This is a genomic window from Pseudoalteromonas sp. SK18, from assembly GCF_001974855.1.
Taxonomy (GTDB): Bacteria; Pseudomonadota; Gammaproteobacteria; order Enterobacterales; family Alteromonadaceae; genus Pseudoalteromonas.
Map to the genome: position 1 here is coordinate 18496 of NZ_MTQB01000009.1, position 22352 is coordinate 40847.

General features: G+C 41.0%; 23 protein-coding genes. 13 read left to right on the plus strand and 10 right to left on the minus strand.

Translation table 11 applies throughout. The annotated features are described in order from the left end of the window. Nucleotides 1–206 precede the first annotated feature (206 nt). From BW139_RS08510 to yacG, 4 genes are all read left to right on the plus strand, one after another. The gene (locus BW139_RS08510; protein ID WP_076919368.1) at nt 207–1118 is read left to right on the plus strand and encodes an A24 family peptidase; all 912 of its coding nucleotides are present in this window, start codon (nt 207–209) and stop codon (nt 1116–1118) included. 2 nt (nt 1119–1120) lie between these two features. Continuing rightward, nucleotides 1121–1750 carry a dephospho-CoA kinase gene (gene coaE, locus BW139_RS08515; RefSeq protein WP_076919369.1) on the plus strand — a complete coding sequence of 210 codons (630 nt, stop codon included), beginning with the start codon at nt 1121–1123 and terminating at the stop codon, nt 1748–1750. Nucleotides 1751–1894: 144 nt separating this feature from the next. Continuing rightward, entirely contained in the window at nt 1895–3571 is a 1677-nt protein-coding gene (gene pilB, locus BW139_RS08520; protein ID WP_076919370.1) for a type IV-A pilus assembly ATPase PilB, read from the plus strand. A gap of 65 nt (nt 3572–3636) precedes the next feature. Next, nucleotides 3637–3867 (plus strand): DNA gyrase inhibitor YacG, encoded by a 231-nt coding sequence (gene yacG, locus BW139_RS08525; RefSeq protein ID WP_076919371.1) that lies wholly within the window; start codon nt 3637–3639, stop codon nt 3865–3867. A 385-nt stretch (nt 3868–4252) separates the two neighbouring features. Here yacG and BW139_RS08530 read toward each other — a convergent pair whose 3' ends face one another. Beyond that, nucleotides 4253–4717 carry a periplasmic heavy metal sensor gene (locus tag BW139_RS08530; protein WP_076919372.1) on the minus strand — a complete coding sequence of 155 codons (465 nt, stop codon included), beginning with the start codon at nt 4715–4717 and terminating at the stop codon, nt 4253–4255. Between the two features lie 160 nt (nt 4718–4877). Between BW139_RS08530 and BW139_RS08535 the strand changes: the two genes are divergently transcribed. Genes BW139_RS08535 through BW139_RS08545 form a run of 3 tightly spaced genes read left to right on the plus strand, consistent with a single transcriptional unit; the run spans nt 4878 to nt 7903 of the window. Then, the gene (locus tag BW139_RS08535; RefSeq protein ID WP_076919373.1) at nt 4878–5564 is read left to right on the plus strand and encodes a response regulator; all 687 of its coding nucleotides are present in this window, start codon (nt 4878–4880) and stop codon (nt 5562–5564) included. Further along, entirely contained in the window at nt 5542–6969 is a 1428-nt protein-coding gene (locus tag BW139_RS08540; protein ID WP_076919374.1) for an ATP-binding protein, read from the plus strand. The genes BW139_RS08535 and BW139_RS08540 overlap by 23 nt, the downstream gene beginning before the upstream one ends. Next, nucleotides 6959–7903, plus strand: coding sequence for an alpha/beta fold hydrolase (locus BW139_RS08545; protein ID WP_076919375.1), 945 nt, complete (start codon nt 6959–6961; stop codon nt 7901–7903). Before BW139_RS08540 ends, BW139_RS08545 begins: the two co-directional genes overlap by 11 nt. Nucleotides 7904–7920: 17 nt before the next feature. Here BW139_RS08545 and BW139_RS08550 read toward each other — a convergent pair whose 3' ends face one another. Continuing rightward, a complete protein-coding gene (locus BW139_RS08550; protein ID WP_076919376.1) occupies nt 7921–8751 on the minus strand; it encodes a cation diffusion facilitator family transporter in 831 nt (276 codons plus the stop codon). Between the two features lie 156 nt (nt 8752–8907). Between BW139_RS08550 and trmL the strand changes: the two genes are divergently transcribed. Further along, nucleotides 8908–9372 (plus strand): tRNA (uridine(34)/cytosine(34)/5-carboxymethylaminomethyluridine(34)-2'-O)-methyltransferase TrmL, encoded by a 465-nt coding sequence (gene trmL, locus BW139_RS08555; RefSeq protein ID WP_008466410.1) that lies wholly within the window; start codon nt 8908–8910, stop codon nt 9370–9372. A gap of 63 nt (nt 9373–9435) precedes the next feature. Here the strand turns inward: trmL and gpsA are convergent, their stop codons facing one another. The 4 genes from gpsA to BW139_RS08575 are packed head-to-tail and all read right to left on the minus strand — an operon-like array spanning nt 9436 to nt 11696. Next, nucleotides 9436–10443 carry an NAD(P)H-dependent glycerol-3-phosphate dehydrogenase gene (gpsA, locus tag BW139_RS08560; RefSeq protein ID WP_008114906.1) on the minus strand — a complete coding sequence of 336 codons (1008 nt, stop codon included), beginning with the start codon at nt 10441–10443 and terminating at the stop codon, nt 9436–9438. A 3-nt stretch (nt 10444–10446) separates the two neighbouring features. Continuing rightward, nucleotides 10447–10935: a protein-export chaperone SecB gene (secB, locus tag BW139_RS08565; RefSeq protein WP_008114905.1), complete on the minus strand. Its 489-nt coding sequence runs from the start codon at nt 10933–10935 to the stop codon at nt 10447–10449. Nucleotides 10936–10973: 38 nt separating this feature from the next. Continuing rightward, nucleotides 10974–11231 carry a glutaredoxin 3 gene (grxC, locus tag BW139_RS08570; RefSeq protein ID WP_008114903.1) on the minus strand — a complete coding sequence of 86 codons (258 nt, stop codon included), beginning with the start codon at nt 11229–11231 and terminating at the stop codon, nt 10974–10976. Nucleotides 11232–11264: 33 nt separating this feature from the next. After that, on the minus strand, nt 11265–11696 hold the full coding sequence (locus BW139_RS08575) for a rhodanese-like domain-containing protein (protein ID WP_008114901.1): 432 nt from the start codon (nt 11694–11696) through the stop codon (nt 11265–11267). A 323-nt stretch (nt 11697–12019) separates the two neighbouring features. On the opposite strand from BW139_RS08575, the gene BW139_RS18350 reads away from it, so the two are divergent. From BW139_RS18350 to BW139_RS08600, 5 genes are all read left to right on the plus strand, one after another. Continuing rightward, on the plus strand, nt 12020–12217 hold the full coding sequence (locus BW139_RS18350) for a hypothetical protein (RefSeq protein ID WP_139336331.1): 198 nt from the start codon (nt 12020–12022) through the stop codon (nt 12215–12217). A gap of 235 nt (nt 12218–12452) precedes the next feature. Further along, entirely contained in the window at nt 12453–13997 is a 1545-nt protein-coding gene (gene gpmM, locus BW139_RS08585; protein ID WP_076919377.1) for a 2,3-bisphosphoglycerate-independent phosphoglycerate mutase, read from the plus strand. 3 nt (nt 13998–14000) lie between these two features. Beyond that, nucleotides 14001–15143 (plus strand): murein hydrolase activator EnvC, encoded by a 1143-nt coding sequence (locus tag BW139_RS08590; protein WP_076919378.1) that lies wholly within the window; start codon nt 14001–14003, stop codon nt 15141–15143. Nucleotides 15144–15176: 33 nt separating this feature from the next. Continuing rightward, nucleotides 15177–16442 (plus strand): S41 family peptidase, encoded by a 1266-nt coding sequence (locus BW139_RS08595; protein WP_076919379.1) that lies wholly within the window; start codon nt 15177–15179, stop codon nt 16440–16442. A 57-nt stretch (nt 16443–16499) separates the two neighbouring features. Continuing rightward, on the plus strand, nt 16500–17252 hold the full coding sequence (locus BW139_RS08600) for a divergent polysaccharide deacetylase family protein (protein WP_076919436.1): 753 nt from the start codon (nt 16500–16502) through the stop codon (nt 17250–17252). Between the two features lie 58 nt (nt 17253–17310). Here BW139_RS08600 and BW139_RS08605 read toward each other — a convergent pair whose 3' ends face one another. The 4 genes from BW139_RS08605 to ftsE all read right to left on the minus strand — a co-directional run bounded on the left by BW139_RS08605 (nt 17311) and on the right by ftsE (nt 22277). Further along, nucleotides 17311–19182: a methyl-accepting chemotaxis protein gene (locus tag BW139_RS08605; protein WP_076919380.1), complete on the minus strand. Its 1872-nt coding sequence runs from the start codon at nt 19180–19182 to the stop codon at nt 17311–17313. 331 nt (nt 19183–19513) lie between these two features. Continuing rightward, nucleotides 19514–20377, minus strand: coding sequence for an RNA polymerase sigma factor RpoH (rpoH, locus tag BW139_RS08610; RefSeq protein WP_008114893.1), 864 nt, complete (start codon nt 20375–20377; stop codon nt 19514–19516). A 239-nt stretch (nt 20378–20616) separates the two neighbouring features. After that, entirely contained in the window at nt 20617–21603 is a 987-nt protein-coding gene (ftsX, locus tag BW139_RS08615) for a permease-like cell division protein FtsX (RefSeq protein ID WP_076919381.1), read from the minus strand. Then, entirely contained in the window at nt 21600–22277 is a 678-nt protein-coding gene (gene ftsE, locus BW139_RS08620) for a cell division ATP-binding protein FtsE (RefSeq protein WP_076919382.1), read from the minus strand. Before ftsE ends, ftsX begins: the two co-directional genes overlap by 4 nt. Between the last annotated feature and the right edge of the window lie 75 nt (nt 22278–22352).

The following is a 22352-nucleotide window of genomic DNA, read 5'->3' on the forward strand; positions in this document are numbered from 1 at the left end:
TTTTTAAGGTTTTATTTCGGTTTTAGGTTCACGAGCAACGAGCTTCGGGTTACGAGCCTAAAACCTAACCTCTTGAACCTAGAACCTAGAACCTAGAACCTAGAACCTAGAACCTAGAACCTAGAACCTAACATCCTAAACCCTAATTTTGCACTTATGTAAAACCACTGTATTATCAACGCAGAATTTAGTTTTAGGTAAAATAAATGCAAAGTTTTTTTATTGATATTATCAGCGCGATGCAGGCCCATTTATGGTTTTATTTAACTACGGTTGGCTTAGTGAGCTTATCTGTCGGTAGCTTTTTAAATGTGGTGATATACCGCTTGCCGCTAATAATGCAAAAAGAATGGCAAACTGAATGCCGCATATTATTAGCCGACGAACTAACCAGCCCAAAGGCTAAACACGCCCCCACACAAACGACTGACACGTTTAACTTAGTTAAACCTAACTCATGCTGCCCTAAGTGCAAAGCGGCCATTAAACCGTGGCAAAATATCCCTATAATAAGCTGGCTATTATTAAAAGGTAAATGCGCAACCTGTAACAACCCAATATCAGTTCGTTACCCAAGCGTTGAGGCTATTACCGCTATTTTAAGCCTAGTGGTTGCTTACTCCTTAGGCGTAACAGAGCAGGCTTTATTATATATTGTAATGACTTGGGCATTGGTGGCACTAACTTTTATTGATATTGACCACATGCTCCTGCCGGATCAGCTTACTTTGCCGCTTGTATGGCTGGCGTTAATAGCCTCAGTTATGGGTTATACCATTGCCCCTAGTGATGCCATTATAGGCGCAGCATGTGGCTACTTAAGTTTATGGAGTGTGTTTTGGCTGTTTAAGTTAATAACCGGCAAAGAAGGCATGGGCTATGGCGACTTTAAATTACTGGCCGTGTTTGGCGCATTGCTGGGTTGGCAATCGTTATTGACCATTATTTTGCTCTCCAGCGTGGTTGGTGCAGTAATTGGTATTGCCCTACTCAGTATTCAAGGTAAAGACAAAGCAACCCCAATTCCTTTTGGCCCTTATTTAGCAATAGCCGGTTGGATCACTATGCTGTGGGGGTCACAACTACAAAACAGCTATTTTAATTTTATTGGCTACTAACTATGAGCAATACACAACATCATATTAAAAACTGGGTGCTAGGGCTAACCGGCGGCATTGGCTGTGGCAAAACCGCCGTAAGCGATATGCTGGCAGAACTAGGCATTACTATTGTTGATGCTGATATTATTGCTCGCCAAGTAGTTGAGCCTGGCACTGAAGGGCTTAATGCTATTGTTAAGCATTTTGGTACTGACATACTCAATGAACATGGCGCATTAAACCGAAGCGAACTAAGAGCGCGTATTTTTAGTAACGCTGAGCAAAAAGCATGGCTGAATGCGCTGCTACATCCTTTAATACGCACTAAACTGATCACTGATTTAACAAACGCGCAAAGCGACTACGTGGTGTTAGTTGCGCCGTTGTTATTTGAAAATGAGCTTGATAGCTACTGTAATCGCACCTTGCTGATTGACGTACCGGTAGAAATACAAATTACCCGCACCACAAAACGTGACAATATTAGCATTGAACAAGCAAAACAAATTATTGACGCACAAATGTCTCGTGAACAAAAACAACATAAAGCGGATGATATTTTAAATAATAACCGCAACTTAAACGATGTAAAACAAGACTTACTTGAGCTGCATAAGTATTATTTACAGCAAGCTAAGTCTACAATATAACTGGATAAGCTAAATGCTAGATAGTAAACCATGCAACAGCGCATTTTTTATCAGTAAAAATACCTGCTGCATTGGTACGATTAATGTATTCCTTTCTTTTTTCTGATAAATTGCTGACAAATGAAGGATTAAATCAGGTGCGCAATGAATATTAACTCACCGTTATTAAGAAAATTTATTACCCTCGGCCGGGTTGATACCGATACCGTAAAAGCAAAACAACAAGAGTTTGCGTCAACTGCTGAGCTTATTTCTAAATGTGGCAAAATAGACAGCCAAGATTTAGCGCAGCAATGTATTGATTTGTTTAGAGTGCCTTTTTTTGATTTAAAAGATTTTAATGTTGCACAAATATCTGCCGAGCTGGTTAAAGAAAAGCTGATCCGCAAGCACCATATTTTACCTTTGGTACAAAAAGGCAGAAAAGTATACATTGCCGCCTCTGATCCTACCGATTACGGCGCTTTTGAAAACTTTGAGTTTAGCACCGGTTTATCATGCGAAGTGGTGGTGGTTGACTACTTACAGCTTGACCATAAAATTGAGCAACTACTGGATGCCACAGGTAGCTTAAATTTAAGTGAAGATGAATTTAAAGAGTTTGCTGAACTAGACTCTGAGCCACAAAGAGATAACCCCCCTAAAGATGATGACAAAGACGATGCCCCTATTATTGTCTACATTAATAAAATTTTAATGGATGCAATAAAAAAAGGTGCTTCCGATCTTCACTTTGAACCCTATGAGCACAAATACCGTATTCGCTTTCGTATTGATGGTATTTTACATGAGGTAGCTAGTCCACCGAATAGTTTAGCAACCAAGCTTTCGGCGCGTATAAAGGTTATGTCGCGCCTTGATATCGCTGAAAAACGTAAACCACAAGATGGCCGTATCAAGCTTAAAATTACTGAGCGTAAAAGTATTGATTTTCGTGTTAGTACCATGCCAACCCTATGGGGTGAAAAAGTGGTAATGCGTATTCTAGATTCATCCAGTGCTATGCTAGGCATTGATGTATTAGGTTATGAACCCGAACAGAAAAAACTCTACCTCGATGCACTAGAACAACCACAAGGGATGATTTTAGTGACCGGCCCAACCGGCTCGGGTAAAACCGTATCCTTGTATACGGGTTTAAATATACTTAATCAGCCGGAACGAAATATTAGTACCGCCGAAGATCCAGTAGAAATTAACCTCGAAGGGGTTAACCAAGTACAAATAAATATTAAAGCCGACATGACCTTTGCTAATGCTTTACGGGCGTTCTTACGTCAAGATCCCGATGTTGTCATGGTGGGTGAAATACGTGATTTAGAAACCGCTGAAATATCAATTAAAGCGGCGCAAACCGGTCACTTGGTGCTATCAACGCTTCACACTAACTCCGCGCCAGAAACCATTACCCGTTTGTTAAATATGGGTGTACCCGCGTATAATGTAGCCAGTTCAATTAGTTTAATTATAGCCCAGCGCTTAGCGCGCCGATTGTGCTCTAAATGTAAAGTACCAGAGCCTTTACCCCGTGAAGAGCTTATTCGCCAAGGCTTTAATGAACAACAAATACAGGACATGATTTTATACGCACCGAAAGGCTGTGAAAGCTGTACCGATGGCTATAAAGGCCGTGTTGGTATTTACGAAGTCATGAAAGTTACCCCAGAAATAGCGCAAATTATAATGCGCGGTGGTAACTCATTAGAAATTGCTGAGGTATCACTTAAAGCAGGGTTTAATAACATACGCTTATCAGGTCTTCGAAAAGCCGCAGAGGGCGTGACCTCACTCCTTGAGATAAACCGTGTCACTAGTTTTTAAATAAAGTGCTTAGTTGCTTAACAATAAATTGAGCAGCCAAGCCTATATTAATTTGAGAGTAAATTATGCCAACTATGGTTAACTGCCCAACCTGCAAAGCACAAGTAGAATGGTCAGCACAAAGTCCGCACCGCCCTTTTTGTTCAAAGCGTTGCCAACTTATTGATTTAGGTGAATGGTCGTTTGAAAATAATAAAATTTCCGCGCCGATTACAGCTGCAGATGAGTTCAATCAAGACATGATTGAAGACATTGAAGCAATGATGGCAAAAAATGAAGATGACTTTTTTAAGTAACTTTTAAAGGTTCGAGGTTCGAGGTTCGAGGTTCGAGGTTCGAGGTTCGAGGTTCGAGGTTCGAGGTTCGAGGTTCGAGGTTCGAGGTTCGAGGTTCGAGGTTCGAGGTTCGAGGTTCGAGGTTCGAGGTTCGAGAAATTTAAAAACCTTGCAGTTAACATTGCAAGGTTTTTTTATACCTGTAGCAGCGGGTTTACCCCGCGTCAGTTTTAGGTTTTAGGTAATTTATCTACCACAGAGGTGCAGAGCACACAGAGAAAGTAACAATAAATGATCTTCTCTCTGTGGGGCGCGAAGCGCCTCTGCTCCCTCTGTGGTTCAAAATATTCTGTAGATACAAGGCGGGGCTTCGGGCGACGAGCTTCGCCCCTCGCACCTAGCCCTTCTACCTGCGGCGCTGCTGTATTTTAGCTAACTTTTCTTTTTGCTCAGCGTTAAGCAGTTGCATTACCTGATGCTGGGTTTTCAATTTAATTAATCCCAATTGCTGTTTCTTATCTTGGCGTGCGGTTAATAACTCTTTCGCTGCATTTTCGTCAAAGTTTGGCGCTGACAATAACGCATCCATCTGCGCTTTATAAGCTTGGCGCTGTGCCTTACGCGCGTCTTTATTTTGGTTTCTTAGTGCTTTAATCTGTGTTTTTTGCGCTGTAAAAATCGCTTTTAATTGTGTTTGTTGCTCTTGCGTAAGCGCCAGCTTATCTGCTGCTCGCTCAGAAAGTAAAAAGCGCGCTTGAGAGTGGCCTTGTTTATGTCCATCACCTTTTGCAAGTGCGCTGCCCGCACTGAGCGTTGCTGCTGTTAAGCCACATATAAGTACTAATTTTGATAGCGTGTTTACTTTAGTCATAATCATCACCTTAATATTAGGTTGGTTGTTGGTTGCTAATGTTTACTATAACTAACTCAATACAAAGTAACGCAAAGCAGTGTAAAGGTTATGTAAAGACTAACTTTTGATGAATTTAGCGCGTAAAATAAAACCATAAACAGCGCGTAAGGCTTTATATATGAAACTATTAATGATTGATGATGACACCGGTTTATGCGAGTTATTGAGCGAATACCTAAGCGCACAAGGGTTTAGCATTCAAACCGCACACGATGGTCAACAAGGCTTAGAGCTTGCCTTGCAGAACGATTACGCGCTTATATTACTTGACGTTATGCTGCCCTCTATAGATGGCTTTGAAGTGCTAAAACAACTCAGGCAAAGTAAATTAACACCGGTGATTATGCTGACCGCTAAGGGTGAAGACTTTGACCGTATTTTTGGCCTAGAACTCGGCGCTGATGATTATATTGCAAAACCATTTAATCACCGTGAACTCCTTGCCCGGGTTAAAGCCATTACTCGGCGTATTGAACACATTAATAGTGTGTCTAATAACAATAAAAAAATATCTTCAAACGGTATTACTGTTAATTTTGCTACGCGAGAAGCTAGTATTAATAACAACTCCCTCACACTAACGGGCACCGAATACGAGATACTTGCCTTATTGATAAAGCACGCCCCGAATGTAATTAGCAAAGAGCAAATAAGCGAAGATGTATTAGGCAGGCGGTTAGCGTCTTTTGACCGCTCTATAGATATGCATGTGAGTAATATCCGTAAAAAAATAGCCGAGCACATAGACGGTGATAAAATTAAAACAATGAGGGGAACAGGGTATGTCTTCATCCAAGGAGAATAAACCTCACCGTTTTAGTTGGCTACGCCACCCACGACATTATTTATTTTTTAAGGTCTTTACGTGGTTTTGGCTGACGATTATTGGCACTTTTACAGCGCTCTTTTTCTTGAGTAATATTTCACTAATAAATGCCATTAGCCATGACCCACTGCAAGGACCAATGCAGAAAAACCTAGAATACCTAGCACGAGCTATCGAGCGCAGCGCACATAAACACAAGCGATCTATTAATGACATTATTACTCATCCGCGTTTAACTAAACGTAAATTACTTTATTTAAATTCACAAAACAGCGATGAGGTTTTGATCAGTAAAGATGTTGAGAACAATATTGATTTAAGCTTACTTAACTTTAGCAAGGGGATGCCTCCACAGGTTATTTTTACTGAATACTATCAAGCTTTTGGACCCATACGTATTCGTGTTCCCGAAGGGGAATTTGAGTTATATGAAATCGATATAAATCAGCAGCGGCCGCTCTTTATTCGTTTAAGGTTACTACCTGTATGGTTAAAAATTTCCATCGCGATTATCGCCTCACTTACATTAAGTTTTTTATTTAGTCGTAACTTAATTGCCCCTATAAATAGTTTAAAACAAGCAGCAATCAAGCTCTCAAACGGCGATTTAAGTGCGCGTGCGGCAATAAATAGTCAGCGAAAAGATGAACTTGGAGTTTTAGGACGCGACTTTAACCGCATGGCCGATCAACTAGAGCAGCTACTTAGCGCTCAAAAGCGCTTATTAGCGGATATATCCCATGAATTACGCTCTCCGCTAACTCGTTTAAAAATGGCGACGGGGCTGGCGCAAATGCAAGCAAGTGAAGCAAGCCAATCGTATTTATTGCGTATTGAAAAAGAAGCTAATCAACTGGATAAAATGATAGCCGATGTATTACAGGTATCGCGCTTAGAAGCCAATAGCCAACCTTTATCGCTGCAAGCACAGTCGTTGCAAGTGATTGTTGACCATGTGATTAACGATGCTCAGTTTGAAGCGAAACAGCACAATAAAACCTTACTTGTACACGGTAATGTTGAAGTAAATATAGAATGTGACGAAATGTTGATTGCCAGTGCCTTAGAGAACATTCTGCGCAATGCCATTAAATATGCACAACATACTATTAGCATCAGCTTAAAACACAGTGATACCATATACATACAAATATGTGACGATGGCCCTGGCGTACCTAAGGCGCAACTTGATAAGTTGTGTGAACCGTTTTTCAGGCAATCAGATGCCCGCGACCGCCTCAGCGGTGGCACGGGTTTAGGGTTAGCCATTGCAAAAAATGCGGTGATCGCGCATGGTGGAAATTTAGCTTTATCAAATAAAGACGCTGGCGGGTTGTGCGTTGAGGTAAGCTTACCAATACAAAAGAGAGAGCATGTTTTATAGTACTGAAAGTGAGCTTGAAAAGAATCAGCCTGCAATAAATGAGTTTTATACTAATACGCTAAAAAAAGCGTATTTAAACACAGCGGCTGGGGAATTGTTTTATGCTTATGCCAAGCCTAACGATGCTCACACTGCCATTGTTATTAGTTCAGGGCGTATTGAAGGACTGGATAAATACAAAGAGCTACTTTGGGAGCTTTATTGTAATAATTTTGCAGTGTTTATTGTTGATCACCAAGGCCAAGGTCGCTCTTATCGGTTATTAAAAAACCCCCATAAAGGCTACGTAAAACAATTTGAAGATTACAGTCACGATCTTAACCAGTTTAATGAAAAAGTGGTGCAGCAGCACTGGCAAGGTAAAAAGTTACTGCTTAGTCATTCAATGGGCGGCGCCATTGCATTTGATTACTTAGCACGTTATTCACATGATTTTAGTGGGGCATTTTTATCGGCGCCCATGTTTGATATTCATACCAAAGGAATACCCAAGCCAATTGCACAGTTTATCGCTGCAAGTGCCTCATTATTAGGGCTCTCAGGATGTTATGCACTAGGACAAAACGATTACTCACCTGAAGAGTTTGCGCTTAATACTTTAACCAGTAGCCAAATACGTTACGAGCAATTTAGGGCAACTTATCAGCAAACCCCACTATTACAATTAGGTGGCGTGACTTATGGCTGGCTGAATACTGTTTTTTCGTTTATTAAAGCGCTTGATAAACTATCCATAACCACCCCACTATTTATAGCTAGCGCAGAAAATGATGAAGTGGTTGATAATCAAGCCCAATACAAGCTTGCAAGCCGGCATAAAAATACGCTAATCAAGCAGTTTAAAGGGGCTAAGCACGAGCTATTTTTTGAGCGTGATGAAATTCGCCAACCACTACTAACAAGCCTATATAAATTTTGTGAGTCGCTAAGTTAACCTAAATTCTGGTTAGGTTAACGACCAAGCGATAATGGATCTAGGTGAATCAATATATCCACTTCCGATTCAAATTGCTGAGTGATCATCAGCTCAACTTCGTCGGCTACTTTATGGGCACGAATAAGCGGTAAATGATCATCAAGCTCTAAATGCAGTTGGATAAACTTAACTTTACCGCCTTGTCGAGTACGAATTCCGTGTACCCCATAAACATCAATATGGGCATGCGCTATTTCAAAAATACTTTGCTTTTCTTCATCTGGCAGCTCTTTATCCATTAAGTGCGAGGCACTCTCAGTCGCTATATCCCAGCTGTTATAAAGTAAGTAACCCGCTACACCAATGGCAAACAGAGGATCAGCATACAGCACCCCATAATAAGCAAGTAAAATAGCAATTAGTACCGCCGCGTTTAAAATTAAATCGCCTTTATAGTGAACAGAATCAGCCTTGATGGCGATTGATTCTGTATGCTTCACTACTTTATTTTGCACAAATACAATTAATAAAGTACACGCTATAGCAAAAATACTGACCCACACACCTAATAATGAATGTGTCAGCTCTACGGGGTTAATGAGACGCTCAATACCGTGAAACGCCAATAAACAACCTGAGCCTGCAATAAAAGCGGCCTGCCCAAGCCCTGCAAGTGCCTCGGCTTTACCGTGGCCAAATCGGTGGTCGTCATCCGCAGGACGCAGTGCATACGATAAAACCAAAAAGCTCATTAGTGTTGCTGTTATATCCATTAATGAGTCGGTTAATGAGCCAAGCATTGACGCCGAACCCGACGCAAGCCACGCCCATGCTTTGGTCGCAATCATTAGGCTGACCATAATCATGGTCACTATGCTGGAGGCCTTGACCCAAAATTCATAACTGCGATTATGCACGTATCTTTCCGTTGTAAGCTGTATTTAATGTTTTCAGTATATCATTTTTTATTCATTGTTCGTGTATACTGACCCCGTCAAATTAAAGATTTTATAGGGCTTATTGTGCTGGATATTGTTTTATACCAACCTGAAATTCCGCCTAACACCGGGAATATCATTCGTTTATGTGCCAATACAGGCTATTCACTGCATTTAATTGAACCGTTAGGGTTTGAATGGGATGACAAACGTGTAAAACGCGCTGGCCTTGATTATCATGAATTTAGCCATGTGCAACGCCATGCTTCATTTGAAGCTTACTTAGAAAAGTGTCAGCCTAAAAAAGTGTATGCGTGCACCACTAAAGGCAGTCAGTTTCACCATCAAGCACAATATGAAGCGGGTGACTGCTTAGTATTCGGCCCTGAGACCCGAGGCCTACCTGATGACATGATCCAAGCATTACCAAACGAGCAACGAGTACGTATTCCTATGCAAGCCGACAGCCGTAGTATGAACCTATCTAATGCGGTAGCTGTGTTTGTGTATGAGTCTTGGCGCCAGCTTGGTTTTCCAAACGCTCAGTAAGGTTTTAGGTTTTAGGTTTTAGGTAAACAAAAATACCTGTTACCTAAAACCTAGCAGTTCGTTTTATTCTGATTTCTGTTCACGACCTAATAAGGCCATAGCAGCTGCTTTCATGTCTTTATTTTCATAAAGTACTTTGTATATTTGCTCAGTGATTGGCATTTCAACACCCGCACGCTGCGCGAGTAAATACACTTCTTTGGTGTTTCTAAAGCCTTCAACGACTTGGCCAATTGATGCAATCGCATCATCAACACTTTCACCTTTACCTAACGCTAAACCAAAACGGCGATTGCGCGATTGGTTATCGGTACAGGTTAAAATTAAATCGCCTAAACCAGCCATACCCATAAAGGTTTCTGGTTTTGCACCCAGTGCACAACCCAAACGCGATAACTCCGCTAAACCACGGGTAATAAGCGCGGTACGTGCATTTGCACCAAAGCCAACACCATCAGAAATCCCTGCACCAATAGCAATTACGTTTTTAACCGCACCACCAAGCTGTATGCCAATAAAGTCATCATTGTTGTACACCCGAAACGAGCGGCCGCAATGGAGTAGATCGGCAATTTGTTTCGCAAATGCTGATGAAGTTGATGACACCGAAATAGCAGTCGGTGAACCCATCGCCATTTCTTTTGCAAAGGTTGGCCCAGAAAGCACCGCTAATGGTACTTCTTCACCGAGCTCTTGCACTGCCACTTCTTGCAATAAGCGCCCAGTATCTGGCTCAAGCCCTTTAGTAGCCCAGGCTATTTTTGCATTTGGCCGCAAAGCCGGTTTAATTTGCTTTAGCGTGTCGGCAAATGCGTGGCTTGGCACAACAACCAGTACAATATCGCTAGCTGCTGTTGCTTGCTGCAAATCGGCTTCAAGGGTTAAGGTGTCAGGAAAAGGAATATCAGGTAAGTAACGTTGATTTTTTCGCTCAGCTGCAAGCGTCGCAACGTCTTGGCTATTGCGCCCCCATAAAGTCACATTGTGACCATTTCGGGCTAAACAAATAGCAAGGGCGGTGCCATAAGACCCCGCCCCTAAAACAGTAACAGCTGATGTTGCTGTATTCATAAATTATGCGTCTGCTGAAGCCTGCTCAGCTTGCGCTGTGCGTTGCTGCATGTATTGTGCAAATAATGCATCAAAGTTAACCGGTGCAAGGTTAAGCTGTGGGAACGTACCACGGTTTACTAAGTTCGATACCGCTTCACGTGCATACGGGAATAACACGTTAGGGCAGAATGCACCTAGCATATGTGCTAATTGCATTTCTTCAACATCAGCAATAGTAAAAATACCTGCTTGTTGAATTTCACATAAAAACGCAGTTTCTTCACCGATAGATGCCGTCACAGTTAACGCTAAAACAACTTCGTAAACACCTTCATCAAGCTTATTAGAGCGTGTATCTAAATCTAATTTTACTTCTGGAGCCCACTCTTTTTGAAAAATAGCGGGTGAATTTGGCGTTTCAAACGACACATCTTTAGTGTAAATACGTTGAATAGTAAACTGTGCGCCTGCATCAGCTTCTGCTGCTGCGTTTTGATTTTGTTCGTTCATTGTTATTCCTAACCTGTTATTTATTATAATTAATTAAATTAAGCACTCAGCTTAGCATCAAGGTTACCTTGTGCTTCTAGTGCCATCATATCGTCACAGCCACCGATGTGTTCATCGTTAATAAAAATTTGTGGAACCGTGCTTGCGCCACCGGCTTTGGCGATCATTTCATCGCGAAGCTCTGGCTGTACGCCAATATCAATATTTGTGTATTTTACACTTTTGCTGTCTAACAACGCTAATGCGCGATGACAAAAAGGACAATATCCTTTGGTGTATAAAACAACGTTACTCATAATATAATCCTTAATCGGTTTAGCTAAGGCGTATTAGCGACCGGTTGTTGTTGGCAAGCTTGCTGATTGCCACGCACCCATACCGCCAGACAAAACAGAAACCTGTTCAAATCCTGCTTTATGCATTGCCGTTGCAACGCCTGAGGCAGTCATACCTGCAGCACATACCACTATAATGGGTTTGCTCTTGTACTTTTCAAGGGTTGAAAAATCAGATTCTTTGGCTTTTTCTGGGTTTAAATGCACAGCACCGGCAATATGGCCTGTTTTAAACTCTTTTTGCCCACGCATATCAACAACCTGACCGTCTTCGCGGTTAATAAGTAACGTTAACTGCTGAGGATTGATCTGACGAATTGCTGAAAATTTACTTTTTATTGCGCCACTAACAATAAGAAACGCAATCGCAACCCAAGCTAGGCTTAGAATTGGATGATTTGAGACAAATTCAATATATTGATCCATTCGACTTCCACTATAAAGTTACATGCTAAAACAGGGTGTTTTAGATATTTAATTCATATTTATTGTACTTACATAATGAGCAGTCACTCATCAGTAAATCAATTTAGAGTACTGTTAGGCTACTCTGAATTTTACCTACACAGAGGCTTAACTTACCCCACAAGCCTATTCAATACTTGAATAAAATAGGGATTAGCCGCGCAAGTATACCCAAATCAGCTAAAAATGCGAGTTTAAGCACGCCTGAAAGCCACAATGTAGCGCTCTTTTTAACTGAAAAATAACCTAACCCTTTAAAATATTCAATTGAGAGAGGAAGCTCATTGAAAATTTTTAATATCTTCTTTTCATTGCTGATCCTAGCTATAAAACACGGTATGCTTAAGCTTGGCATGTTGGCATTAATGTTAGCGTGTATTTTAGCAACGCTAGGGTCTGTTGATCTTTCAAGGTTAAATTTGCAGCAGCCTGTTTGGTATTTAGGCAAGGCAGAGCCTATGTGGTGTGGTTATTCCCCATAAATAGGCGATAACGCAGCATCAATGCCAAACAGGTGCTGCCCGAAGGGTTCTGCCTAGGGGCGATTTACTCTTTGTTGCCTACATGGATGTAGGTAAGGGGCGTGAGCAGGACGCGGAAGCTTTGCTCGGTTTTGACTTAGCCCACTAGGTTACAAACCTCGCGCCGCGATTAAACCGCCCCTAGTTTGAACAAATTTTAATCCGCAAAGGTCAACAGACCCTAATAGGAGTGACTATGACAGAACATAAAAAACCACTGGTATTAATGATTTTAGATGGCTGGGGATACAGAGAAGATGAGCAAAGCAATGCCATTTTAGCTGCTAATACCCCTGTGTTAGATGAGCTTTGGGCAACGCGTCCTCATACATTAATTTCAGCATCGGGTTTAGATGTGGGTCTTCCTGATGGTCAAATGGGTAATTCTGAAGTAGGCCATGTTAATTTAGGCGCTGGCCGTATTGTGTATCAAGATTTTACCCGTATCACAAAAGCCATTGATGATGGCGAGTTTGATACAACCCCTGCACTGGTTGAAAACATTGATAAAGCCGTTCATGCCAACAAAGCCGTACACATTATGGGACTGTTAAGTCCAGGTGGCGTGCATAGCCACGAAGACCATATTGTTGCCAGTATACAACTGGCTGCAAAACGCGGCGCCAAAGAAGTGTACTTTCATGCCTTTTTAGATGGCCGAGATACTCCCCCACGTAGTGCTAAAGCGTCTATTGAGCGTATTGAAGCCTTATTTAGCGAACTTAAATGTGGCCGTTTAGCCTCACTGATTGGCCGTTACTACGCCATGGACAGAGACAACCGCTGGAACCGTGTTGAAAAAGCGTATAATTTAATCACCCTCGGTGAAGGCGATTTTGATTATGAAGATGGCGTAAACGCACTTAACGCGGCTTATGAGCGCGATGAAAATGACGAATTTGTCGCAGCCAGTACTATTACCCCTAAGGGTAGCGAAGCTGTAAAAGTAAACGATGGCGACACTATTATATTTGCCAACTTTAGAGCAGACCGTGCACGTGAAATCACTCGCGCCTTTGTCGAACCTGGTTTTGACGGTTTTAATAAGAAAAAATCGCCTGAGCTTAGTGCCTTTGTGATGATGACCGAATATGCCGCCGATATTAATGCGCCAGTGGCTTTTGGCCCGACACCACTTAATAACGTACTTGGCGAGTGGTTTGAAAAACAAGGTAAAACTCAGCTACGTATATCAGAAACTGAAAAATATGCCCACGTTACCTTTTTCTTTAGTGGCGGACGCGAAAATGAATTTAACGGCGAAACTCGCGAGCTGATCCCCTCTCCTCAAGTGGCAACGTATGATTTACAGCCAGAAATGAATTCGCAAATGCTTACTGATAAACTCGTTGAAGCCATAAAAAGTGGTCAATATGATGCCATTATTTGTAACTACCCTAATGGCGATATGGTAGGTCACTCAGGTGTATTTGAGGCGGCAGTTAAAGCTTGTGAAGCAGTAGATAGCTGTATTGGTCGTGTAGTTGATGCTCTTAAAGAGTATGGTGGAGAAGCACTGATCACTGCCGATCATGGTAATGCTGAGCAAATGGCAAACCTTAAAACAGGCCAAGCACACACAGCGCATACTAGTGAGCCAGTACCGTTTATTTATGTAGGACGTGACGCGCAAGCGCATACCGGTAAAGCCTTGAGCGATGTTGCACCCACCATGCTGCATTTAATGGGGCTAGAACAACCTGCAGAAATGACAGGTTCGCCAATTATGGTGTTGAAATAACTTATGAATAAAAGCGCATGCCGCATTATTGCGTGTATATGTGTACTAAACTCATTAGCCACTGGCGTTGCAGTGGCTAATGAGGATCGTACCAAAAAAGACTTATCACAGGTACAAGTCGCTTTAGAGCAAAGCCAAGCTGAATTTCAACAACAACAAAAAGAAATCGCTAAGCAACAACAAAAACTGAAAAACCACGAACTCGCCATAGCTAAAAATGCTAAAGCACTTAATATGGCTGAGCAATCAGTTAAAACAGCACAACAACAGCAAACAGAACAACAACAAAAAGCGGCACGGCTTGAAAAACAACAGACACAGTTTCAGCGTATTTTAGCAGCCCAATTAAAAAGTGCTTACATGGCTGGCGGCGATGACTATTCAAAAATGCTGCTTAACCAAGAAGATACCGCCAAATTTGAACGAACACTTAGCTACTATAACTACTTAAATAAAGCCCGTATAAAACAACTCGATGATCTTAAAGCACTACAACTAGAAATTGCGAAAAACCAAGCTGAACTTGCGAAAACAAAAGAGAGACTGGTTGCTTTATTTGAGGAGCAAAAAAGACGACAAGCGGCACTCCTTAATGCCAAAAATGAACGTCAAGCAAGCTTAAAAAATCTAAAACAGCAATTAAATAAAACCAAAAATTCCATTAGCTATTTAGAAGAAAACGAGCAAACTCTGATTGCTACCATTAAAGAGCTTGAAGAAGAAGAAAAAACCACAAAAATTGAGCTACTTGGCTTAAATCGCAATAAGGGTAAATTGAACTGGCCAAGCAAAGGGAAATTAGCGCACCAGTTTGGCCAACGTAAACACGGGGGCATTAATTGGAAAGGCGTGTTAATTTCTGCATCTGAAGGGACTGCAGTAAACAGTATCGATAATGGCCAAGTAGTATTTGCCGATTGGTTAAAAGGCTATGGCTGGGTGATCGTACTTGACCACGGCCAAGGTTTTATGAGCTTATACGGACACGCACAAACCTTACTAAAAGACGTGGGTGATATGGTCAGAGAAGGTGAAAGTGTTGCATTAGTTGGGCAAAGCGGTGGACAAGCTGATTCTGGTCTATACTTTGAAATACGTCATAAAGGGCGTGCTGTTAATCCCATAAAATGGTGCAGGCGTATTTAATATCAAAATAGCTGCATCCTATTAGAGGCAGTTATGATAAACAGACACATTTGCCAAAAAAAAGTATCGCAAACAAAACCAATGTTTTGGTTTTGTTTGCAGTTGTTTTTTTTATTCGTGTTTTTTAGCTTTATAAATACAGCCTATGCAAGCTCGGTTAAAGATTTAGAAAGCCAAAAAATAAATGAAATACTGTTTAATATCCACACCTACTACGTTGATGATTTAGCACTGCAAAATAGTGAATATATTGAATACAATACGTCTCAATTTGAACGCTTATATTCTAAGCTCGACGCTTACTCTAAGTATTTAGATAAAAATGAGTTAAATGCATTATTTGATAATACTAATGGCCGCTATACCGGCTTAGGTATAGAAGTAAAAAGCATTGAACAGCGCACCACAATTGTTAAAGTAATTAATAATTCACCAGCAAAACAAGCTGGCCTTCGCCCAGGCGATATAATTACCGCCGTTAATCAGCACCATGTAGAAAATAGCCCCATTGATATCGTCGCGCAGCAAATTAAAGATAGTGCTAACGGTAAAGTACGGCTAAGTATTACCCGTAATAATAATCAAACACCGCTAATATTTAATCTTAGTAGAAAACAAATTAAGCTCGCCAGTGTTACCAAGCAACTACTTGATGCGGGTAGTGGCTATATTGCTATTAATAACTTTTCTAATCACACCTTGCATGAGGTTGCCTTACAAATAGCTGCCATGCAAAACCATTACGGCCATTCTTTAAAAGGCCTGATTATTGATTTACGAGACAACCCTGGGGGCACCTTAAAAAGTGCAGTTGCAGTAGCAGATCTGTTTCTTCAAGATGGCTTAATCGTGACGACCAAAGGACGTTTTTATGATTCGAATCAATCCTTTTACGCTAAACGTGGCGATATTTTAAAAGGTGCACCGATTGTTGTGCTGATTAATGAAAACTCAGCCTCGGCAGCAGAAATACTGGCTGCGGCGTTAAAAGAAAACCTACGTGCAAAAATAGTAGGCAGTCAGTCGTTTGGTAAAGGAACAGTGCAATCGCTCATTCCATTAGGCGATGGTGATACCGCTTTAAAACTAACAACAGCTCGCTACTTTACGCCATTGGGAGAGTCCATTGAAGGGATTGGCGTAACCCCAAATGTGGCGATTAATCAAACAACGCTTCCACAAACAAATAAAGCCGTTATAATAAAAAATGAACAATTAGAACAAAACACCGCTTTTAACGCTGAAGAATTAGCCGATATCCAGTTAGTAAAAGCAAAGCAGCTACTTAGCAAGCAGTAAAAGTGGTAAATTATTTTAAGATAATAAAAATTATAAAACGTGAAAATTATAAATTTAATGGTGTTAGCTGGGCTTTTTTTAACCTTATTTGCAACACCGAGTGCTGTTAAAGCTAAACAAATAGCCATAGTGATCGATGACATAGGTTATCATCAACGTGACCTAGAATTCCTGAGTTTACCTGGGCAATTGTCTTATTCAATTTTGCCTCATACTCCCTACTCTCAAATATTTGCAACTCTTGCTAGTCAGTCAAATAAAGAACTCCTGTTGCATGTGCCTATGCAAGCTTTAAATGGTAAAAAGCTGGGCCCTGGGGCGCTCACTTTAAATATGGATAAAGCCCAACTACAACAAACACTCGGTAATGCGCTGGCTAGTTTGCCACAAGTTAAAGGGGTTAATAACCATATGGGCTCTGCGCTCACTCAGCAAACCCAAGCAATGAAATGGACCATGGAAGTACTTAAAAAGCGTCAGTTGTATTTTCTTGATAGCCGAACAACCGACTTAAGCCAAGCACAGAATGCAGCTAACTTTTTAGGGGTAGAGAATATTGGTCGGCATGTATTTTTAGATAATATAACGACCCCTGAGCAGCTACAATTTAGGCTAGAAGAACTAAAATCAAAAGCAACTAAGTATCAGTTTGCCATTGCAATAGCGCACCCCTATCCTGAAACCATCGATTTTTTACGCCACGCTTTGCCGCAATTAACCGAGCAAGGATTTGAATTGGTGCCAGTATCACAACTGGTAGAACGTAAGTATGTGCAAATAGCCCAACAACAAGCCATTTCATTAAACTGATGGAGCAAGGTAACGCCTTACCCCAACAGTTGATTTAACTCAATTATAAATATGGTACTTATAAAATAAACGTCGCTACTTTAGCATTTAAATCTGTAGCTCTGTCTTTTAAGACTTCTGCTTGGCTTAAATGCGCGGTAGCTGAGGTCGTTATTTCATCGGTTACATCTTTAATGGCGACCGTATTTCTAGTAATTTCATTGGTCACTTGCGTTTGCTCTTCTGCAGCTACGGCTATTTGACCCGCCATATCAGAAATTTCATTTACCGCCAGAGTTATTTCTTCTAATGCTTGCGCTGCAGCATTAACATCATCAACACTATTATTGGCATAGCCTTTACTGCTGTCCATTAAGCTCACTGCTTTTTTAGTGGTGTTTTGTAAAGTTTCTATGGTGGTATAAATTTCGGCTGTAGAGTTTTGTGTTCTTCTTGATAGCACACGCACCTCATCGGCAACCACTGCAAAACCACGCCCCTGCTCTCCTGCTCGAGCGGCCTCTATTGCTGCATTAAGCGCTAAGAGATTTGTTTGCTCAGCAATTTCTTGAATAGTGGTCAAAATGCTCGAAATAGCCTGAGCATGCAAGCTTAGCTCACCAATCACGGTGGTAGTTTGGTCTATTTCGCCCGCCAGTGAATTAATCGTGTTTCTGGTTTTATCAACTAACAGCTTACCTTCACGACTACTTTGCGCCGACTGCTGCGATGCGGTCGCAGTATTTTCAGCATTAGCAGCAATTTCATGGGTTGCACTCGCCATTTCTGTTACCGCAGTGGCAACCATGGCTACTTCTTGTTGCTGTCGCTGCAATTCGCTGACACTACTTTGGTTGGTGATTAAGCTTTTCTCTGCATCAAAATCCAAATCCGTTGCTAGCTGGCGAATATGGCTAATTAGCTCATGCTGGCTGCTTACAAAGCGATTAAAACTATCAGCCAGTACCCCAACCTCGTCTTGCGTATCAACACTAATACGCTGGGTTAAATCACCGTTACCATCTGCAATTGTTGATAATGCTTGTGATACTCGGCTTAACGGCGCAAGCAACACACCCAATAACCATGAAATAGCAAACACGCTTAATAAAAGTGCCACACTCACTAACACGAGTTGAGTTACTAATAAACTTATTAGCGGAGCCTCTAAGGTTTGCTTATCCAGTACAAATAATAGCTGCCAATCAGTATTGTTAATGTTCTCACCCCAAACAAGCTTCTCTCGGCCTTCATCTTTAAAATAAATAGGCGTGAATTCACTGTTTTGGCTATTAGATAAAATTAATTGGTGATTAATTTTCGAGTCAATATGCGTAATATCTGCCATTACTTTTTTAGTGTCTTTATAAGCAATCACAGTGCCATCTTTATGCATCATGATTGCGTATCCATCTGCAGGCAAAGACATTGTATTGACGCTGTCGACTAAGGTCTCAATCGATAAATCACCCGCTACCACGCCGCTTTGCGTGGTTTTAGCAATAGAAACAACCAACTGATTAAACGCGGTATCTAAATAAGGTTTAGTAATTACGGTACCACTTGTAAGTTGTGCTTGTTTATACCATGGTCTTGAGCGCGGGTCGTAGCCGCTTCGATCAATATTAGGATCAGAATCAGTCATTTTACCCTGATTATCACCAAAGTATGTCAACTCAAAATCACCCGACAACTTTGCTTGTTGCAGTGCGTTTAACGTATTGCCCTCAACTTTGCTAGCTACTGATTCTACAATTCGCTGTCGATCAGCTAACCATTCCTCGATACGCATTGCTTGCTGTTTACCCGATTGGCTTACATTATCAATACTGGTTTTAAGTAACAGGGCTTTTTGAGAAGAATAGCTATACCACGATAGCAAAATAATGATGACAGCTAGGGCAAGAACCACCGATAGCAAGATCTTTTTCTTTAGTGAATAAGAGTTCATAGTGAGTGCAAATACTCGTGTTAATAAAAATTAGAAAGTGATTTTAAATACAGCGATTGAATGGCTGAATTTAGACTATTGTTGAAGCTGATTTAAGTTCAAGCGCGAAGCATCTTCACATACACGCAAAAAAAAACAAATAGAAATCATTAATTTAGTTAAAAACCAAACTTATTCACTAATTTCAATGAGACTCTTTTTAATTAAAAGATATGAAGATGTAACAACAGGTAAGCAAAAAAGTTGCAAGCCTGCTTTTTATTAACTTTTCTTTAAAGCATAAAAAAGCCCCGCACTTTCATGCAGGGCTTTGTCAGTTTTTTAAGTACGATTAACTCATCGCGCTTTGTAATTTTTTCATTGCTGTTTTTTCCAGCTGGCGAACACGCTCTGCTGATACGCTATACTTTTCAGCCAGCTCTTGCAGTGTTGCTTTATCGTCTGACAGCCAACGAGCACTAACGATATCTTGAGAACGCTCATCGAGTGTTTTCAAGGCGCTAAATAAACGCGTATGCGACTGTTCTTGCCATTGCTGTTGTTCAATGTCGTCAGCTAGATCAGCAGAACCATCGGTTAAATATTGTACCGGTGAGTAAGTGCTGGTTGGCGCGTCATCGTTATCGTCGCCAGTTAAATCAAAGCCCATGTCTTGGCCGCTCATACGCGACTCCATTTCACGCACTTCTTTTTCACTCACACCTAGCTCACTAGCTACTGTGCTCACTTCAGCTTGGTTAAACCAACCTAAACGCTTTTTATTTTTACGTAAATTAAAAAACAATTTACGCTGTGCTTTGGTCGTCGCTACTTTAACGATACGCCAGTTTTTAAGCACAAATTCATGGATTTCAGCTTTGATCCAATGAACCGCAAATGAAACCAAACGTACACCCACTGATGGGTCAAAACGTTTTACTGCTTTCATCAGTCCGATGTTACCTTCTTGAATTAAATCAGCTTGAGGTAACCCGTAACCCGAGTAGCTTTTAGCTATGTGCGCTACAAAGCGCAAATGCGACATAATGAGTTGCTTTGCAGCACTAAGATCGCCTTCTTCCTGAAGTCTTTTTGCAAGTTCCTGCTCTTGCTCAACTTTAAGCATAGGAATAGTACTAACAGCTTGAAGGTAGCCGTCCATACTTGCGCTTTGTTGCCCAACTGTAAGTGCCATTGCGTATAAATCTTTACTCATTTTTCACCTCGGTGATAAACATTTGAAACCATCTTAGCACTCTTTTAGTAAGAGTGCTAACTTGAATTTAAAACTTTTTTGAATCATAAATCAAGTGGTTTTTTTAGTGTTAAGCCAGTCTACGCTAGGCGACTGAATAACCTATGAATTGATTTAGCCAAAGCAAAGATTAACCTTTTTACTTTGGCTTTTTTATAATTTTAAACTTAAAACATGACAGTTTTAAGTTTATCTGGGCGCTAAATCTTATCGGGTTCTATTTCTGAGATATAACGGTTAACCGATAAATAAGAACCAATAAAGCCCAAGCTAGTGGCCAACAATACCAAAGCGCCAAATTCATTAAGGCTAAGCCCTATTAATGTAAAGCTAGTTTGATATACCCCTGCCACACTACTTACCGCAGCCGATAGCCACCACATCATTAATGCCACGCAAATAAAAGCAAACAATCCGCCAATCACGCCATACCAAATGCCGGTCCATAAAAATGGAGCGTGTATAAAGGTATTGGTTGCCCCCACTAGCTTCATTACCTGTATTTCTTCTTTTTTATCCATAATAGATAAACGAATTGTGTTGCCTATAATAAGCGTCACTGAGGTAAGTAATAGTAGCGCAATAGTGATGACACTCTCTTTTAACAAACTTAGTAATGCATTTAGGCGCTCAAGCCAAGCAATATCAAGCTTACCAAAGTCAACTTCGCGCTCGGCTTCGAGTTTTTTAAGCAATAACTTAGCCGCATTAGGTTGGCTATGTCGCTGTGTTGGTGTAACTAAAACCACATTCGGTAATGGGTTGCTATCTAAATATTCTAAAGCCTGACCAAACCCAGACATTTCTTTGAACTCATCCAAAGCCTCAGTGCGAGAAATAAAAGTCACACTTTGTATTTCTGGATATAGCGCTAAACGTTTAACTAAAGTTTGTGTTTCTTGCTCGCTCATATTTTCTTTTACAAACAAGGATATTTCGCTGGCTTGCTCAAAACCACTACTCACTTGCTGCACATTTTTAACCACTAAATATAGTGTAGCGGGCAAGGTTAAACTCAAACCGAGTACTGCAATGGTCATCATTGAAGCCAATGGCGTGCGCCACATTTCTCCTAGGCTGTACACACCTTGGCGAAAAATATTAATAATGAAAAAGTAACCACCAGAGAATACTGATTTTTTTTGTTTATCATTACTATTTTGACGGCTTTTAAATAGTAAACTCATAATATCCCCTCAGCCAATGGATCTTGGCTCATGCGCCCATCATGAAGCGTTAAGCTACGGTACTTCATTCGCGACACCAAGCCTAAATCATGGGTGGCAATTAAAACCGTGGTGCCATGTCTATTAAAGTCTTCAAACAGGCGTAATATTTCCATTGATAATTCAGGGTCTAAGTTACCGGTAGGTTCATCGGCTAGCAATATAGGTGGAGAATTGACGATGGCTCGTGCAATCCCTACTCGTTGTTGCTCACCGCCAGAAAGTGTTGAGGGGTGACAGCGAACTTTATCTAACAAGCCCACTTTATCGAGCGCGCCATGTACACGTTTGGCAACCTGCTTGTGGTGAGTCCCTTCAATAATTAAGGGCAAAGCAACGTTATCAAATACCGTATATCGCTCTAATAACCGATGATTTTGAAAAATAATACCAATATCACGACGTGCATAAGGAATTTGACGCGAATTTAATTTATTTAAATCCACGCCATTGATAAACACATTGCCCGCAGAAGGGCGTTCCATCAAGCTTATAAGCTTTAACAGTGTACTTTTACCGGCACCACTGTGGCCTGTTAAAAAGGCCAATTCACCAGGCTTTATATGAAAGTTCACTTTTTCAAGCGCGCGGTGCCCACCGGCATAGGTTTTACTTACTTGCTGAAAATTTATCATTTTTTATTATTGCCAATTTATTGTGAGCCTTAGGCTTAAAAATAAAATGGTATTCCTCGCAATTAAAAAGGGAGC

Excerpts from the sequence above, each read along its gene's own strand:
- ftsX (WP_076919381.1), bottom strand. The coding sequence starts at position 21,603 with ATGAGTTTACTATTTAAAAGCCGTCAAAATAGTAATGATAAACAAAAA.
- yacG (WP_076919371.1), top strand. The coding sequence starts at position 3,637 with ATGCCAACTATGGTTAACTGCCCAACCTGCAAAGCACAAGTAGAATGG.
- gpmM (WP_076919377.1), top strand. The coding sequence starts at position 12,453 with ATGACAGAACATAAAAAACCACTGGTATTAATGATTTTAGATGGCTGG.
- BW139_RS08550 (WP_076919376.1), bottom strand. The coding sequence starts at position 8,751 with ATGATTATGGTCAGCCTAATGATTGCGACCAAAGCATGGGCGTGGCTT.
- secB (WP_008114905.1), bottom strand. The coding sequence starts at position 10,935 with ATGAACGAACAAAATCAAAACGCAGCAGCAGAAGCTGATGCAGGCGCA.
- pilB (WP_076919370.1), top strand. The coding sequence starts at position 1,895 with ATGAATATTAACTCACCGTTATTAAGAAAATTTATTACCCTCGGCCGG.
- BW139_RS08535 (WP_076919373.1), top strand. The coding sequence starts at position 4,878 with ATGAAACTATTAATGATTGATGATGACACCGGTTTATGCGAGTTATTG.
- ftsE (WP_076919382.1), bottom strand. The coding sequence starts at position 22,277 with ATGATAAATTTTCAGCAAGTAAGTAAAACCTATGCCGGTGGGCACCGC.
- gpsA (WP_008114906.1), bottom strand. The coding sequence starts at position 10,443 with ATGAATACAGCAACATCAGCTGTTACTGTTTTAGGGGCGGGGTCTTAT.
- BW139_RS08545 (WP_076919375.1), top strand. The coding sequence starts at position 6,959 with ATGTTTTATAGTACTGAAAGTGAGCTTGAAAAGAATCAGCCTGCAATA.
- BW139_RS08575 (WP_008114901.1), bottom strand. The coding sequence starts at position 11,696 with ATGGATCAATATATTGAATTTGTCTCAAATCATCCAATTCTAAGCCTA.
- grxC (WP_008114903.1), bottom strand. The coding sequence starts at position 11,231 with ATGAGTAACGTTGTTTTATACACCAAAGGATATTGTCCTTTTTGTCAT.
- coaE (WP_076919369.1), top strand. The coding sequence starts at position 1,121 with ATGAGCAATACACAACATCATATTAAAAACTGGGTGCTAGGGCTAACC.
- BW139_RS08510 (WP_076919368.1), top strand. The coding sequence starts at position 207 with ATGCAAAGTTTTTTTATTGATATTATCAGCGCGATGCAGGCCCATTTA.
- BW139_RS08530 (WP_076919372.1), bottom strand. The coding sequence starts at position 4,717 with ATGACTAAAGTAAACACGCTATCAAAATTAGTACTTATATGTGGCTTA.
- BW139_RS08605 (WP_076919380.1), bottom strand. The coding sequence starts at position 19,182 with ATGAACTCTTATTCACTAAAGAAAAAGATCTTGCTATCGGTGGTTCTT.
- BW139_RS08600 (WP_076919436.1), top strand. The coding sequence starts at position 16,500 with ATGGTGTTAGCTGGGCTTTTTTTAACCTTATTTGCAACACCGAGTGCT.
- BW139_RS08540 (WP_076919374.1), top strand. The coding sequence starts at position 5,542 with ATGTCTTCATCCAAGGAGAATAAACCTCACCGTTTTAGTTGGCTACGC.
- BW139_RS08590 (WP_076919378.1), top strand. The coding sequence starts at position 14,001 with ATGAATAAAAGCGCATGCCGCATTATTGCGTGTATATGTGTACTAAAC.
- BW139_RS08595 (WP_076919379.1), top strand. The coding sequence starts at position 15,177 with ATGATAAACAGACACATTTGCCAAAAAAAAGTATCGCAAACAAAACCA.
- rpoH (WP_008114893.1), bottom strand. The coding sequence starts at position 20,377 with ATGAGTAAAGATTTATACGCAATGGCACTTACAGTTGGGCAACAAAGC.